Source organism: Rouxiella sp. T17 (assembly GCF_036663475.1).
GTDB lineage: Bacteria > Pseudomonadota > Gammaproteobacteria > Enterobacterales > Enterobacteriaceae > Rouxiella.
In genome coordinates this window covers 39,637-55,140 of the sequence record NZ_JAWUEA010000038.1, presented here as the reverse complement: position 1 = coordinate 55,140, position 15,504 = coordinate 39,637, and the positions used below count along the sequence as shown (strand labels likewise).

General features: G+C 55.3%; 10 protein-coding genes. 7 read left to right on the top strand and 3 right to left on the bottom strand.

The genetic code is table 11. The features are described 5' to 3' along the window. Window positions 1–36: 36 nt before the first annotated feature. The gene (gene clcA, locus SC206_RS16715; RefSeq protein WP_332738861.1) at window positions 37–1,470 is read left to right on the top strand and encodes a H(+)/Cl(-) exchange transporter ClcA; all 1,434 of its coding nucleotides are present in this window, start codon (window positions 37–39) and stop codon (window positions 1,468–1,470) included. Between the two features lie 159 nt (window positions 1,471–1,629). After that, complete coding sequence (gene erpA, locus SC206_RS16710) at window positions 1,630–2,004, top strand: iron-sulfur cluster insertion protein ErpA (protein WP_332738859.1); 375 nt, start codon at window positions 1,630–1,632, stop codon at window positions 2,002–2,004. Here the strand turns inward: erpA and btuF are convergent. Together btuF and mtnN are read right to left on the bottom strand one after the other, a co-directional pair. Further along, a complete protein-coding gene (gene btuF / locus SC206_RS16705; RefSeq protein ID WP_332738857.1) occupies window positions 1,987–2,979 on the bottom strand; it encodes a vitamin B12 ABC transporter substrate-binding protein BtuF in 993 nt (330 codons plus the stop codon). The two genes, erpA and btuF, sit on opposite strands and share 18 nt — an antisense overlap. A gap of 30 nt (window positions 2,980–3,009) precedes the next feature. Further along, the gene (gene mtnN, locus SC206_RS16700) at window positions 3,010–3,714 is read right to left on the bottom strand and encodes a 5'-methylthioadenosine/S-adenosylhomocysteine nucleosidase (RefSeq protein WP_332738853.1); all 705 of its coding nucleotides are present in this window, start codon (window positions 3,712–3,714) and stop codon (window positions 3,010–3,012) included. Between the two features lie 220 nt (window positions 3,715–3,934). On the opposite strand from mtnN, the gene dgt reads away from it, so the two are divergent. The 4 genes from dgt to SC206_RS16680 all read left to right on the top strand — a co-directional run bounded on the left by dgt (window position 3,935) and on the right by SC206_RS16680 (window position 9,912). Then, window positions 3,935–5,452 carry a dGTPase gene (gene dgt / locus SC206_RS16695; protein ID WP_332738851.1) on the top strand — a complete coding sequence of 506 codons (1,518 nt, stop codon included), beginning with the start codon at window positions 3,935–3,937 and terminating at the stop codon, window positions 5,450–5,452. Window positions 5,453–5,659: 207 nt separating this feature from the next. Further along, window positions 5,660–7,123 (top strand): serine endoprotease DegP, encoded by a 1,464-nt coding sequence (gene degP / locus SC206_RS16690; protein ID WP_332738849.1) that lies wholly within the window; start codon window positions 5,660–5,662, stop codon window positions 7,121–7,123. A gap of 188 nt (window positions 7,124–7,311) precedes the next feature. Beyond that, window positions 7,312–8,451: a glycerate kinase gene (locus SC206_RS16685; protein ID WP_332738847.1), complete on the top strand. Its 1,140-nt coding sequence runs from the start codon at window positions 7,312–7,314 to the stop codon at window positions 8,449–8,451. A 153-nt stretch (window positions 8,452–8,604) separates the two neighbouring features. Then, the gene (locus tag SC206_RS16680; protein ID WP_332738845.1) at window positions 8,605–9,912 is read left to right on the top strand and encodes an amino acid deaminase; all 1,308 of its coding nucleotides are present in this window, start codon (window positions 8,605–8,607) and stop codon (window positions 9,910–9,912) included. A gap of 55 nt (window positions 9,913–9,967) precedes the next feature. On the opposite strand, the gene barA is transcribed toward SC206_RS16680, so the two are convergent. Continuing rightward, complete coding sequence (gene barA, locus SC206_RS16675; RefSeq protein ID WP_332738843.1) at window positions 9,968–12,724, bottom strand: two-component sensor histidine kinase BarA; 2,757 nt, start codon at window positions 12,722–12,724, stop codon at window positions 9,968–9,970. Window positions 12,725–13,189: 465 nt separating this feature from the next. Between barA and relA the strand changes: the two genes are divergently transcribed. Next, window positions 13,190–15,433 carry a GTP diphosphokinase gene (gene relA, locus SC206_RS16670; protein WP_332738841.1) on the top strand — a complete coding sequence of 748 codons (2,244 nt, stop codon included), beginning with the start codon at window positions 13,190–13,192 and terminating at the stop codon, window positions 15,431–15,433. Window positions 15,434–15,504 lie beyond the last annotated feature (71 nt).

The following is a 15,504-nucleotide window of genomic DNA, read 5'->3' as shown; positions in this document are numbered from 1 at the left end:
GCTTACTTTCTTAAAAATAAGATTAAAAAGAATCTCATGACTGAATCCTCGGTAACGCAGCCCACGCCTTCAGGGCTTCCTCAGCGCAGGCGTCCGACCGACGTTTTGCGCCAATTCTTGCGTCGTGACAAAACGCCCGTCGCGATTTTGATCGTCGCCGCGCTGGTCGGCATGCTGGCCGGACTGCTCGGCGTGGCGTTCGAGAAGGCCGTTGACTGGGTGATGCACGTCAGGCTTTCGAGTTTAGACCACGTCAGCGGCCACGCTTGGTTGCTGTGGCCGCTGACTTTTATCGCCTCTGCGCTGCTGGCGATGCTGGGCTATTATCTGGTGCGCCGCTTTGCGCCCGAGGCCAGCGGTTCCGGCATTCCCGAGATTGAAGGCGCGCTGGAAGAGCTGCGGCCCGTGCGCTGGTGGCGAGTAATTCCGGTGAAATTTGTAGGCGGCATGGGCACGCTCGGCGCGGGAATGGTGTTGGGACGTGAAGGGCCGACGGTGCAGATGGGGGCCAATCTTGGCAAGATGCTGGCGGATATTTTCCGTATGCGCAGCGCCGAAGCACGCCACACGTTACTGGCGACGGGCGCGGCGGCGGGGCTGTCGGCGGCCTTCAACGCGCCGCTGGCCGGCATTCTGTTTATCATCGAAGAGATGCGTCTACAGTTTCGCTACAGCCTGATTTCGGTCAAAGCGGTGTTTATCGGCGTGATCATGTCGAGCATTGTTTATCGGTTGTTTAACGGCGAGCACGCGGTGATTGATGTCGGCATGCTGGCGAACGTTTCGCTCAATACTTTCTGGCTTTATTTAGTGCTGGGCATGGTATTTGGTGGGGTAGGCGTCTGTTTTAACGCACTCATTTTCCGCACGCAGGACATGTTTGCCAAGCTGCACGGCGGCAATCTGCGCAAAATCCTGCTGATTGGCGGCGTGCTGGGCGGTTTCTGCGGCCTGCTCGGGTTGATCCAGCCCGAAGCGGCGGGTGGCGGTTTCGCGCTGATCCCGCTGGCGGCGGCGGGCAAATATTCGCTCGGCATGCTGCTGTTTATTTTCATCACCCGTGTGGCGACCACGCTGTTGTGCTTCTCCTCCGGCGCGCCCGGCGGGATTTTTGCGCCAATGCTGGCGCTCGGCACGCTGCTTGGCACCGCGTTTGGCATGGCCGCCGCCGCGATATTTCCGCAGTACGGCATTCAGCCGGGCACCTTTGCGATTGCCGGAATGGGCGCGCTGTTTGCCGCCACCGTGCGTGCGCCGCTGACCGGCATTGTGTTAGTGCTCGAGATGACTGAAAACTATCAGCTGATTTTGCCGATGATTATTACCTGCCTCGGCGCGACCTTGCTGGCGCAGTTTTTAGGCGGTAAGCCCTTGTATTCGGCTCTATTAACCCGCACGTTACAGAAGCAGGAAAGAGAACAGGCCGCACGTCAGCAGCAGGGCGTTAGCACAGATAGCACGGGCGGATAATCCTCCCTGTGATAAAGTTAAGTAACTCTTAAATTATGCGGGACGGCGTGGGCAAAACGGCTCATACTTGAATCTGTGATGCAGGTATAAGATAATCAGTTCATTATTCAGACAGTCAATCCGACGGCCTGAACAGAATTCGGATTGGGAGTAATTATTATGAGTGAACCTATTTTAAGCGAGCCAACCTTCGACGAAGCCGTCGCGCTGCCGTTGCAATTTACTGAAGCCGCAGCCCGTAAAGTGAAAAATCTGGTGGCCGACGAAGAGAATCCAGCCCTGAAACTGCGCGTGTACATTACCGGCGGCGGTTGCAGCGGATTCCAATACGGCTTCACCTTCGACGACAAGATTAACGACGGCGACATGACCATCGAGAAATCTGGCGTTGCGCTGGTGGTTGACCCAATGAGCCTGCAATATCTGGTCGGTGGTTCGGTGGATTACACCGAAGGACTGGAAGGATCCCGCTTCGTGGTGACTAACCCGAACGCTAAAACCACCTGCGGCTGTGGTTCATCCTTCAGCATCTAAGCGTTTATTTGCTCTAGAGAGTAGAAGATTGAGTGACTCTACAGAGTGAAACAACAAGAAACCTGTGCTTCGGCGCGGGTTTTTTTTATGGTTTTTTTGGCGCACGTTGAGGCGAGAAGAGAGGGCGTCGATTTCGGCACACAGTTGCTGCGCCGCCAGCATGACTCGTGGACCTGCGCGATTAAACCCGTCTTCGTTAACTGCCAGCGTTGGCACCTCGAGCTGTCCGTGCCAAAAATCTTGAATCGCTGCTTTTCCCTTGGCGTCGCCCGGAAAAATAATCGCCTGCGGTTTACGGCTTAACACCTGCTCGCGGCTGACCTGCGGCCACGGCGCGGGGCTGTCGGCAAAAATATTCTCGGCGCCACAAAGGCTGGCTATCTGATTTTGCAGGGTTTTTCCGGAAGTGGTAAACAGCGGCTGGGTCGAAAATTGAATAAATACCGGTAACGGCGGACGCTGCACGTGACGCGCCCTGAGCTGGCTTAGCTGCTGGCGGAGCTTGTCTGCCGCCGCGTGCGCGCTCTCTGGCGTGGCGCTGTAATCGGCGAGAAAGTCTAGCGCCGTGGCAATCTGCTCGACGCTTTCAGGATCCAGATAAATAATGTTGATCCCGAGCGAGGCTAGCTGATCCAGCGGGCGCTGCGGATTACCGCCACGCCACGCCAGCACCAAATCAGGTTTCAACGCCAAAATTCTTTCGACGTTAAGCCCTTGCCAGTTCGCCACCTGCTCGATTTTCTCTGCCTGCGGCGGATAGTCTGAATAAGCACTGACGCCCACCAGCTTGTCACCCAAACCGGCGGCGTAGGCCAGCTCGGTGAGATTGGGCGCAAGGCTAATCACTCGCTCAGCGACCTGCGCCGTCGCCGCAAAAGGCAGCCACAGCGCGGTCAGCAAAAACGCGCTCAGCAAGCTCCTGCTAAGCAAACGAATGTTTAGCAAACGAATGTTAAGCAGGTTCTTTTTACGCAAACTTTGTCCCGGCAAGGGCTTCAAGGTCGATTATGCCGCTTTCGCTGCCAGCGATTTCAGCATGGCATCTACCATTAAGGTCGACTGCTCGGCCGCGACCACCAGGAACTCTTCAAAGCTCAGGTGCGATTCGGTGTCGGCGACGTCAGAAATCGCGCGAACTACCACAAACGGCGTGTTGAACAGGTGACAAACGTGGCCCACGGCGGCGGCTTCCATCTCGACCGCAGCGACGGTTGGGAAGGTATTGCGGATACGCGCCAGCGGCTCTGCGCCATTAATAAACGCGTCGCCGCTGCAAATCAGGCCGCGCACGGCATTCAGATTCAGACCGGTGATGCAGCTTTCGGCGAGTTTAATCAGCTCGGCATCGGCCACGAAAGAGGGCGGACAACCGGCCATCTGGCCCGGCTCATAGCCAAACGCGGTGACGTCGGCGTCGTGATAACGCACTTCTTCAGAGACCACAATATCGCCGACTTTCAACGTGTTAGCCAAGCCACCCGCTGAACCGGTATTGATCACTACGTCAGGCTGGCAATGTTCCAGCAGCAGGGTGGTGCCCATCGCCGCAGAGACTTTACCGATGCCGGATTTCAGCAGCGCGACGTCTACGCCGTGCAGCTGGCCGGTGTAGATTTCACAGCCAGCGCGTTGAATAGTTTGACGATTTTCGATTTTGTCGCGCAGCAGGGTGACTTCCTGCTCCATTGCGCCGATGATGCCTACTTTCATAATGCCTACCTTGAAGATAAATGCGTGCAGATAAGAAAATTGTCCCCCGCTCGCCAGGAGTCAGGGCATGGAAAATACGGTTCTTTTGGAGGCGCAGCGTTGGACACGGCCTCGACCAATGCGGCATAGTCTATCATGGCTAATGAGAGGAATTAATGCGTTTGCTGCCGCGTAGACTGGGCAACACTGGCGGATGAAGTGTCTGATAAGGTAGGAAATCATGTCTGGGATCGATTTTAAAACGAAATTCAACGTTCAGCGTCCCTTTAGTCCGCCGATTGAAACCGCGGATGCGTATGACATTATTCGCCAGTTCGAGAGCGATCGCGGGCGAATCATCAACTCCGCCGCGATCCGCCGTTTGCAGCAGAAAACGCAGGTCTTTCCGCTGGAAAAAAACGCCGCCGTGCGCAGCCGTCTGACCCATTCGATGGAGGTGCAGCAAGTTGGCCGACACATCGCCAAAGAGATTCTTTATCATCTCGGCAAGGCGGGCAGTCTGGAAAGTCTTGGCCTGAGCGGATCCAGCGATCCCTTTGAAAGCGTGGTCGAAATGGCCTGCCTGATGCATGACATTGGCAATCCGCCGTTCGGGCATTTTGGCGAATCGGCGATCAATAACTGGTTCGCCAAACGCATGGATCTCGCCAGTCTTAAAAGCGGCAGCACGGCCTTCGAGAGCTGTAGTCTGGGCTTTTTACGCCGCGAAGGGCAAGACGAAACGCTGGATTTACTGCGCAAAAAGGTGCGCTACGATCTGTGTCATTTCGACGGCAATGCGCAGGCGATTCGGCTGGTGTTTACCCTGCTGAAGCTCAATCTGACCTTTACCCAAACCGCCTGCATCCTCAAATATACCCGTCCGGCCTACTGGTTTGAGCCCTTGCCAGAAACCTGTGATTACCTGATGAAAAAGCCGGGCTTTTATCTTTCTGAAGAGCCATTTATTCAACGCCTGCGCGCCGAGGTCGGGTTGGGCGAGTTCAGTCGCTTTCCGCTGACCTACATCATGGAGGCGGCGGATGATATCTCTTACTGTATCGCCGACTTGGAAGACGCGGTCGAAAAAGACATTTTTACCGTCGAGCAGCTCTATCGACATCTTAAAAAAGAGTGGGGCGAAAGCGCGGCGGGCGACCTGTTTGATAAGGTGGTCGAGGTGGCGTATCAGAAAATGGATCGGGCGCGAACCTTCCGCAATCCGGTCGATTACTTCTTTATGGAGCTGCGCGTCCAGACGGTAAAACAGCTGGTTCCGCACGCCGCGACGCGTTTCATAAGTAATTTATCGTCAATATTTTCAGGAACCTTCAATCAGGCTTTACTTGAAGATGACAGTCAGGCCAACCGCCTGCTGGAGAGTTATAAAAGCGTGGCGTTCAAGCACGTCTTTAATCACTACGAGGTCGAGGAGCTGGAGTTACAGGGGTATCGCGTGATAAGCGGCCTGCTGGATATTTACAGCCCGTTGCTCGATATGCCGCTCGACGATTTTAGCGAATTAGTCGAGAAAGACACGCATCGGAGCTATCCTATTGAAACAAGGCTATTTCATAAACTCTCTGCCAAGCACCGATTAGCCTATAGCGAGGCGATGGCACGGCTTTTAAACCGCCCGCAGGAAGAAAGAGAGGTGATGGAATATTATCATCGTGCGCGGATGATTCAGGATTACATCAGCGGCATGACCGATCTTTATGCTTACGACGAGTATCGCCGACTGATGGCGGCAGAATAATCGGGGTAAAAACGGCGATTTTCACCGCGTTTATCCCCATAAAAGGCTGATTAAAAAGTAGGCTTTTGTAAATTATGACAATACTTTTTTACTATTGTCAGTTCGACGAAGATGAACTTCGGGTTATTAATAAAATCTCAGTAATCGACTACCTGACAAGGTGGCAAAGCCCTGTCGCCACCCAATAATTTAAAGAGATTTCTTCTGATGAAAAAAACTACTCTATTCTTGAGCGCATTGGCGTTAAGTGTTGGTATGGCTGTCGCGCCTGTTTCATCGGCATTGGCTGCAGAGACTGCATCTTCAAGTTCTACCCAGGTTCCAAGCCTCGCCCCGATGCTCGAGAAGGTGATGCCTTCCGTGGTCAGCATTAATATCGACGGCAGCGCGCCCGTGAAAACGCCGCGCATGGGACAACAATTCCAGCAGTTCTTTGGTGAGAATTCCCCGCTTTGTCAGGATGGTTCCCCGTTCCAGAACTCCCCGGTTTGCCAGCAGGGCGGCGCGGGCGGTGATGATGGCAGCGACGACGGCCAGCCACAGCAGCCGCAGGCCAAACAGGCCTTCCAGGCGCTGGGTTCCGGCGTCATTATTGATGCGGCGAAAGGTTACGTGGTGACCAACAATCACGTGGTCGACAACGCCAATAAAATTACCGTTCAGCTTAACGACGGACGTCGTTTCACCGCGAAAGTGATCGGCAAGGATCCTCAGTCCGATATCGCCGTGATTCAGCTGATCGATGCCAAAAATCTGACCGCCATCAAGTTTGCCGATTCCGAACAGCTGCGCGTGGGCGACTACACTGTCGCCATCGGTAACCCTTACGGACTGGGCGAAACCGCGACCTCGGGTATCGTTTCCGCGCTGGGTCGTAGCGGGCTGAACATCGAAAATTACGAGAACTTTATCCAGACCGATGCCGCTATCAACCGCGGTAACTCGGGCGGCGCGCTGGTCAACCTCAACGGTGAACTGATCGGCCTGAACACCGCCATTCTTGCGCCAGACGGCGGCAACATCGGCATTGGTTTTGCCATTCCGAGCAACATGGTGCAGAACCTGACTAAGCAGATGGTTGAGTTCGGCCAGGTGAAACGCGGCGAGCTGGGCATTATGGGTACCGAGCTGAATTCCGAATTGGCGAAAGCCATGAAGGTTGACGCGCAGCGCGGCGCCTTTATCAGCCAGGTGTTGCCGAAATCTGCCGCCGAAAAGGCCGGTATTAAAGCGGGCGACGTGATTGTCAGCATGAACGGCAAGCCGATCAGCAGCTTCGCCTCGTTCCGTGCCGACGTCGGCACGATGGCGATTGGCAGCAAAATCACCATCGGCCTGCTGCGTGACGGCAAACCGCTGAGCGTTGACGTGACCTTGCAGCAGAGCACGCAGCCTGCGCAAATCGCGTCCGCGACGGTGTATACCGGAATCGAAGGGGCCGAGCTGAGCAACTTTGATGCCAACGGCCAGAAAGGCGTGAAAGTTGATACCGTGAAGCCGGGCTCAACGGCGGCGCGTGTCGGGCTGAAAAAAGGCGACATTATTCACGGCGTAAACCAGCAGGCGGTGAATAATCTGGGCGAGCTGCGCAAGGTTCTCGACAGCAAGCCGGGCGTGCTGGCGCTGGATATTCAGCGCGGCGACAGCAAGATCTACCTGCTCGCACAGTAACCCGCTTTCGCTTTTAGCAGTAATGAAAACTTTTAGTTGTAATGAAAAACAGTAGGGCAGGCTTCGGCCTGCCCTTTTTTGTCTCCATCTTTCCTGCACGTACTATTCCTCTACACGGACTATTCTCCTACACGTACTATTCCTCTGTACGTACTATGCTAAAGACTTGGGCCAAAAAGGGATTGTTTATGAAAATTGTCATCGCACCCGATTCGTTTAAAGAGAGCTTGTCCGCGTTGGAGGTGGCAAAAGCCATCGAAAGCGGCTTTCGTGAAATCTTTCCAGATGCCGACTATTTTCGGCTGCCGGTTGCCGACGGCGGCGAAGGCACCGTTGAAGCCATGGTCGCCGCAACGCAGGGGAAAGTGATAAAAATCAAGGTTACCGGGCCGCTTGGCGAACCGATCGACGCATTTTTTGGCCTCTCTGGCGACGAGAAAATAGCCTTTATCGAGATGGCCGCCGCCAGCGGCCTGGAAAGCGTGCCGCAGGCAAAACGTAATCCCTTAAAAACCACCTCTTACGGCACCGGCGAACTGATTAAAAGCGCGCTCGATCGCGGCGTGGATCACTGCATTATCGGCATCGGCGGCAGCGCAACCAACGACGGCGGCGCGGGCATGATGCAGGCGCTTGGTGCGAAACTGCTTGATAAACAGGGCAAAGAGATCGGTTACGGCGGCGGCGCGCTGGCGGAGTTAGCAACGATCGATGTCAGCGAATTAGACTCGCGCATCAAAGATTGTCGTTTTGAAGTGGCCTGCGACGTCACTAATCCGCTGACCGGCAAAAACGGCGCGTCGGCGATTTTCGGGCCGCAAAAGGGCGCGACGCCGGAGATGGTTACCCAGCTCGACGGCTATCTCAAACAGTACGCCGAGGTGATTAAACGGGACCTCGGCATAGAGGTCGATAACGTACCCGGCGCGGGCGCGGCGGGTGGAATGGGCGCGGCGCTGCACGGATTCTGTCAGGCCGATTTGCGGCAAGGCATTGATATTGTGACCGAAGCGCTTGGGTTAGACGCGCTGGTCAAAGACGCCACGCTGGTGATCACCGGCGAAGGACGAATCGACAGCCAAAGCATTAACGGCAAGGTGCCGATTGGCGTCGCGCGCGTGGCAAAACGTTATAACAAACCGGTGATCGCCATCGGTGGCAGCCTGACCAAAGACGTTGACGTAGTGTTTGATCACGGCATCGACGCCGTTTTCTCCGTGCTTTACAGCATCTGCTCGCTGGAAGACGCGCTGGCCAACGCCGCCGACAATCTGCGTAAATCTGCGCGCAACATTGCCGCCACACTCAAGCTGGCGCAAACGCTGTAATATCCTGTCCAGCCAGCGGATTTTCCTCTTAACCGGTATCTTGAAAGCGGGATATCGGTTTTTTATTTCATACGCCTCACAGTTCACTAAAGCAGTTTCCCCGCCTCTTTTTTTAGGTTAGTTTTGAAGCAAATTCCTTCAAGAGAACTCAACATGTCAGAGCATTTTTTTGCCAGCCAACCGGCTAATACGCACACCAAAGGGCTAGGTACTTTGGCCGCCGACGCCGTGATGGGCGACATCGCCGCGCAGGGTTGGAACATTCTCAAAGAGCAGGTCAGCCTGCCCGTTGCCGTGCTGTCGGAAGAGAAAATCCAGCACAATCTGGCGTGGATGCAGGAGTTTATCGACCGTTATCAGGTCAAACTCGCGCCGCACGGCAAAACGACCATGAGCCCCGAACTGTTCAAGATGCAGACCGACGCAGGCGCGTGGGGCATTACGCTCGCCACCGCGCCACAGGTTGAGGCCGGATTTGCCTTTGGCGTGCGCAAAGTGTTGATGGCTAACCAGCTGATCGGTAAAGCGAATATGGCGATTATTGCTAACCTGATGCAGCAAGACGCCGCCTTTGAATTTGTCTGTATTGTCGATTCCGCCGATAACGTTGACGCGCTGGGGGCATTCTTTGCCGAACACGGGCAGACGCTGCGTATTTTGATTGAGTTTGGCTTGCAGGGCGGAAGAACGGGGATTCGCACGCTTTCGCAGGAAAACGCCGTGCTTGAGGCGATTGCGCGCTGGCCGCACTCAATTTCGCTGGTGGGCGTCGAGCTTTATGAAGGTGTAGTAAACGAAGAAGCGCCGATCCGCGCTTTTCTGCAACACGTTATTAGCCGCGCGCAGTCGTTGGCGGAGGCGGGAAATTTCAGAGAGTCCGAGGTGATTCTTTCTGGCGCGGGGTCAGCGTGGTATGACGTGGTGGCCGAGGAGTTTAGCCGCGCGGGCAGTCATCTTGATGGCGCACGACGCTTTGCTCTCGACGTGATTCTGCGCCCGGGCTGTTATCTTACTCACGACGTCGGCGGTTATCTGCACGCCGCCGCGCGCATCAAACAGGAAAATCCGGTGGCGCGCGAAATGAATTTCAGCCTGCTGCCTGCGTTGCAGGTTTGGGCCTACGTGCAGTCATTGCCCGAGCCGGGCCGCGCGATTATCGGGCTAGGCAAACGTGATTCCTCGTCGGACGCCGGTTTTCCGATCGCCAGCCATCATTATCGTCCGCAAAGCGCGCAGCATCCGGCCTACGCCGCCGTGGTTCCCGCGCCCGAGGAGTGGAAAATCTTCACCATGATGGACCAGCACGCGTTTATGTCGATTCCGGAAGGGGCCGATATCAAGGTCGGCGACATGCTGGCGTTTGATATTTCGCACCCGTGCCTGACCTTCGATAAATGGCGTCAGCTGCTGCTTATTAATGAACAGTTTGATGTCACCGGAATTGTCTCCACCTGGTTCTAGCTACGCCTTCCTACCGCACGAAATCTATCGCGTGCTGCTTGGTAAACACAGAAATTTAACGCTGTAAGTGCGCGTTGGCCTCGCGGGTGACGTTGCCGATTTCGTCGAGGAGTTCGTACCATTCGGGTTCGAGCGCCTCGACGGAGACGTTTTTACGCAGCTGCTGTTCGATATAAAAACAGAGCTGTTTTAAACGCGGCACGCCGCTGTAGCTGCAACTGCCGTGCAGTTTGTGGATAAGCGCGAGAATATCGTCGTCCTTTTCGCCGCGAGTCAGCGCGTTCACGCGTTCGCTGACTTCGGGTAAAAACGCAATCAGCATTTGCAGCAACTCATTGGCCAGCGCCTCTTTATTGGCAGATTGACGTAATGCCAACGGCCAATCCAGCGTCTTTTGCGACGCCAGCTCCGCGACTTTTTCAAGCACGGGTTCAGCTGCGTGAGTCGTCGGCGTTTGCAGGGAATGATGGCGCGCCAGCAAGACTTTCAGCATCGCCTCGTCGATAGGTTTCGACAGATAATCTTCCATGCCGGCCTTGATAAACTGCTCCCGCTCCCCACTTAGCGAGTGGGCGGTGACGGCGACAATCGGCGTTTTACTGTGATGCGGAAACAGGCGGATCAGCTCGCTGGTGCGAATGCCGTCGATTTTTGGCATCTGAATATCCATCAAAATCAGATCCATACTGACGTTTCTCGCCAGCTCGATAGCCTCTTCGCCGCTGTTGCAAAGCAGCGTCGTTTCCACCAGCTCTTCAAGCAGCGCGCCAATCAGCTTCAGGTTGGCGGGATTATCATCGACTGCCATCACCGTCATCGGCAGGCGCGCGCCGCGACGATTACCGGTTTTATCATCAATCAACTGGGCGTTTTCAAGCAGATAAGGCAGCAGGCGCACGCTGGAAAGAGGCTTGCTGAGACAGGCGTAAACCCCTTTATTTTTCAGTTGCTCCGCCGAAATCTGGAACTGGCTTGGCAACGCAAGAATCAGCCGGTTGCACTGGCCGAGCAGCTGCTGCAAGTGAGATTCGTAGTCCTGCAAATGATGATTCAGCTTGATGGGCATGCCGTAAATAATCAGATCGTAGTGCGCGTCGGTCAGTAACGTGTGGCTGGTGCGATGCATTACCTCGGCCGGCGTGGTGGCGAGCATTTCATTGACGGCCTTGCTGGCGGTCGGATTGGCCTCGATATAGGCCAGCTTTTTGCCTTGCAGACAGGCCATCGAAACCGGCGGCCTTGCGTGATTCTCGTTTAGTTCCAGCGTGATATGGAACCAGAAGGTCGAGCCGCGCGCCAGCTGGCTGTAGAAGCTGATATCGCCGCCCATTTCTTTGACCAGCCGCTGGGTAATGACCAGCCCAAGCCCGGTGCCGCCGTGACGACGGGTAATGCTGGCATCGGCCTGACGAAAAGCCTGAAACAGCTGCGACTGCTGATGCTCGGAAATACCGATACCCGTGTCATGAATTTGCATCTCGAGTTCGACTTGCAAATTGTTTTGCGAGCGCAATTCCACATTGATATCAATGTTGCCATTTTCGGTGAATTTAATCGCGTTACCGAGTAAGTTAGTGACCACCTGCTGTAGACGCATGGGGTCGCCAAGTACCTGTTCGGGCACGTTATTGTGCACGTTTATCGTCAGCTCGAGACCTTTGTCGTGGGCGCTATGGGCCAAAAGAATCACCACTTCGTCGAGCATTTCACGCAGCGAAAACGGAATGTGCTCCAGCACCAGCTTGCCCGCCTCGAGTTTGGAGAAATCGAGCACGTCATTAATGATAGTCAGCAAATTATTGGCCGAACGTTCGATGGTTTGCAGATAGTCGGTTTGCGTCGGCGAAAGCGGTGTTTTCAGCGTTTGGCGGGTAAAGCCGATCACGCCATTAAGCGGGGTGCGCAGCTCGTGCGACATATTGGCCAGAAACTCGGATTTGATGCGGGCCGCTTCCTGCGCGCGCTTTTTCGCCAGATCAAGCTCGACGTTTTGAATCTCCATCTGCTCCAGCGTTTCGCGCAGGTCAGAGGTGGCCTGATCGATATTTTGCTGCACCTCTTCGTGATAGGCGGTCAGCGACATCGCCATCGAGTTGATGCCGTTTTTCAGCATGCTTAATTCGCCGAGCATGTTGCCTTCAACGCGGCTGTCGAGCTGCCCACGGCGAATTCTATCCACAGTATTGACCATGTTGCGGATAGGCCCGGTCACGTCGCGCATCAGCCGATAAGCAAACAGCATGGCGATGAGGAGGCACAGCAGCAGGAACAGCGTAGAGACAAACGCCTCCTGATATTGCTGCAGGCGCACCGCGCCGAGATCAAGCTCGATGGCGATGTATCCCAGATTGCGCTCGGCCGTAGCGCGGAAGGTGCTGTCATCGGCGGCGGTGTGATTTTCGGCCAGAATGGGCGTGCGCAGAATAATTGAATCGCCGTAACGCAGCTGGGTAAGCGCCTGCGGGAGAGGCTCGCCGGCGGCAACCTGCAACAGTTCGGGGTCACGTAGCGAGTTGGAAGAGGCAAAAAGCTGGTTATTGGCGTCATAGACGGAGACGGCGCGCACGATGTCCGAATGCGTGCGATGCAGGCGATTTATTAGCCGTGTGATAGGCGTTCGCTCGCGATAGGTCATTCCGTACTCACTGGCTACCGCTAAAGGTTCTATAATGCTGGCACCTGAGTCGATCAACTGATTTTGCAGCTCGTTGTAGCGGTGCACGACAAAGAAGGTGCTGAGCAGCAAACCCATCATCAGCGTGGGTGCCAGAATTAAAATCATCATCCTTGCCCGCAGGCTATATTTGGTCATGAGGTTCCAATGTGGGAGAATTCAAAATATTGCCAAGCCAGACACTTCAGGCGCAACGCGAGCTACTGTTCAAGCACTTTGCTAGCTACGTCCAAGCACGACGCAAGCTTCGTTCAGGCACGATGCGGGCTACGTCCAGGCAATGTGCGCAAGACTGGAAGTTTTCTCAAAACGACACGCTTTTGCGCCAACGGAGTTAAATTTTATGAACCAGTCAGCAAGGGACACTGTCCCAATTCTACTCTGTGTGGCTGCTGGCGTCTAAGCGCCGACTCTCCAATATAAGTATTATAATGCAGCTGGCCTAACGGGTAACAGTTGCCACGCCGAGAGTGAATGGGCAAGATAACGACTCGCGTTTAACGAAACGTCTCATTAACGACAGGTCATGACGACAGGTCGAAACCCGCCGCGGGAGGGACAGCGTTAGGCTCGATGGGTATACCAGAAACGTAGGGAGAGGTTATGGTTGCGGTACGAAGTGCGCATTTGAATACGGCTGGCGAATTTGCGCTTGACGAGTGGATCACGACTTTAGGCATCTCCAGTCAAGAATCATGTGAACGTTTAGCTGCAACCTGGCGCTACTGCGAACAACAAACTCAGGGGCATCCAGATGCTTCGCTGCTGCTGTGGCGCGGCCTGGAGATGGTCGAAATCCTCTCTACGCTGAGTATGGACAACGACAGCATGCGCGCGGCGCTGCTGTTCCCGCTGGTCAATGACGACGTCATCGACGAAGAGACGCTGACCAAAGATTTCGGCAAGGAAATCACCTATCTGGTGCACGGCGTGCGAGACATGGACGCCATCCGCCAGCTCAAGGCTACGCAAAATGACTCCATGGCCTCCGAGCAGGTCGATAACGTTCGACGCATGCTGCTGGCGATGGTCGAAGATTTCCGCTGCGTGGTGCTTAAGCTTGCCGAACGTATCGCCCATCTGCGCGAGGTCAAAGACGCGCCCGAAGAAGAGCGCGTGCTGGCCGCCAAAGAGTGTACCAACATCTATGCGCCGCTCGCCAACCGCCTCGGTATTGGTCAGTTAAAATGGGAGCTGGAGGATTTCTGCTTCCGTTATCTGCATCCCGATGAATACAAACGCATCGCCAAGCTGCTGCACGAGCGTCGTATTGACCGCGCGCAGTACATTGATGATTTCGTCTCTACCGTGCGCAACGCGATGGCGGAAGAGGGCATTAAGGTCGACGTTTACGGACGTCCGAAACACATCTACAGCATCTGGCGCAAGATGCAGAAAAAATCGCTCTCTTTCGACGAGCTGTTTGACGTCCGCGCCGTACGCGTGGTGGTTGAACGGCTGCAAGATTGCTACGCCGCGCTCGGTATCGTGCATACCCATTTCCGTCATCTGCCCGACGAGTTTGACGACTACGTCGCGAACCCGAAGCCGAACGGCTATCAGTCGATTCACACGGTGGTTTTAGGCCCGCGCGGTAAAACGCTTGAAGTGCAGATTCGTACCCGCCAGATGCATGAAGACGCCGAGCTGGGCGTGGCCGCGCACTGGAAATATAAAGAAGGTACGGCGGTTGTGGGCGGACGCAGCGGCGGCTACGAAGGCCGTATTGCGTGGCTGCGCAAGCTGATTGCGTGGCAGGAAGAGATGGCCGATTCGGGCGAAATGCTCGACGAAGTGCGCAGTCAGGTGTTCGACGATCGCGTCTACGTGTTTACGCCGAAGGGCGACGTGGTCGACTTGCCAACCGGCTCGACGCCGCTGGATTTCGCCTATCACATTCACAGCGATGTCGGTCACCGCTGCATCGGCGCCAAGATTGGCGGCCGTATCGTGCCGTTCAGCTATCAGCTGCAAATGGGCGACCAGATTGAGGTCATTACCCAGAAGCACCCGAATCCGAGTCGCGACTGGCTGAACCCGAGTCTGGGTTATATCACCACCAGCCGTGGCCGCTCGAAGATTCAAAACTGGTTCCGCAAGCAGGACCGCGACAAGAATATTATTGCCGGCAAGCAAATTCTTGATGACGAGCTCGATAAGCTGGACATCAACCTGAAAGATGCCGAAAAGCTGCTGCTGCCGCGCTATAACTTCAATTCGCTCGACGAATTGCTGGCGGCGATCGGCAACGGCGATATTCGTCTCAATCAGATGGCGAACTATCTGCAGTCTCAGCTGAAGAAGCCGAGTGCCGAAGAGCTGGACGAAGAGGCGCTGCGCCAGCTGACGCAAAAATCGACGCGGGCCCCGTCGCGCACGAACGCGAAAGATAATGGCCGCGTAGTCGTCGAAGGCGTAGGCAATCTGATGCACCACATCGCGCGCTGCTGCCAGCCGATTCCGGGCGACGAGATTATCGGTTTCATCACTCAGGGACGCGGAATTTCGATTCACCGCGCCGACTGCGACCAGCTGGAAGATCTCAAATCGCACGCGCCGGAACGTATCGTCGACGCCGTGTGGGGCGAAAGCTACTCCAGCGGCTACTCGCTGGTGCTGCGCGTCGTGGCTAACGACAGAAGCGGTCTGCTGCGTGATATCACCACGATTTTGGCCAACGAAAAGGTCAACGTGCTGGGCGTAGCCAGCCGCAGCGACACCAAAAACATGCTGGCGACCATTGATATGGATATCGAAATTTATAACCCGCAGGTGCTGAGTCGCGTTATCGCCAAATTAAATCAGTTACCTGACGTAATTGACGCCAAACGTTTACACGGAAGTTAATCTTCTTCGTTCTTGAAGCTGCAGCGGCGTCTGCTGCGTTTGCTCACCCCAGTCACTTACTCATGTAAGTT

What these genes read in the sequence shown, in the direction of transcription:
- clcA (WP_332738861.1), top strand. Translation starts at nt 37, where the DNA reads ATGACTGAATCCTCGGTAACGCAGCCCACGCCTTCAGGGCTTCCTCAG.
- erpA (WP_332738859.1), top strand. Translation starts at nt 1,630, where the DNA reads ATGAGTGAACCTATTTTAAGCGAGCCAACCTTCGACGAAGCCGTCGCG.
- mtnN (WP_332738853.1), bottom strand. Translation starts at nt 3,714, where the DNA reads ATGAAAGTAGGCATCATCGGCGCAATGGAGCAGGAAGTCACCCTGCTG.
- dgt (WP_332738851.1), top strand. Translation starts at nt 3,935, where the DNA reads ATGTCTGGGATCGATTTTAAAACGAAATTCAACGTTCAGCGTCCCTTT.
- degP (WP_332738849.1), top strand. Translation starts at nt 5,660, where the DNA reads ATGAAAAAAACTACTCTATTCTTGAGCGCATTGGCGTTAAGTGTTGGT.
- SC206_RS16685 (WP_332738847.1), top strand. Translation starts at nt 7,312, where the DNA reads ATGAAAATTGTCATCGCACCCGATTCGTTTAAAGAGAGCTTGTCCGCG.
- SC206_RS16680 (WP_332738845.1), top strand. Translation starts at nt 8,605, where the DNA reads ATGTCAGAGCATTTTTTTGCCAGCCAACCGGCTAATACGCACACCAAA.
- barA (WP_332738843.1), bottom strand. Translation starts at nt 12,724, where the DNA reads ATGACCAAATATAGCCTGCGGGCAAGGATGATGATTTTAATTCTGGCA.
- relA (WP_332738841.1), top strand. Translation starts at nt 13,190, where the DNA reads ATGGTTGCGGTACGAAGTGCGCATTTGAATACGGCTGGCGAATTTGCG.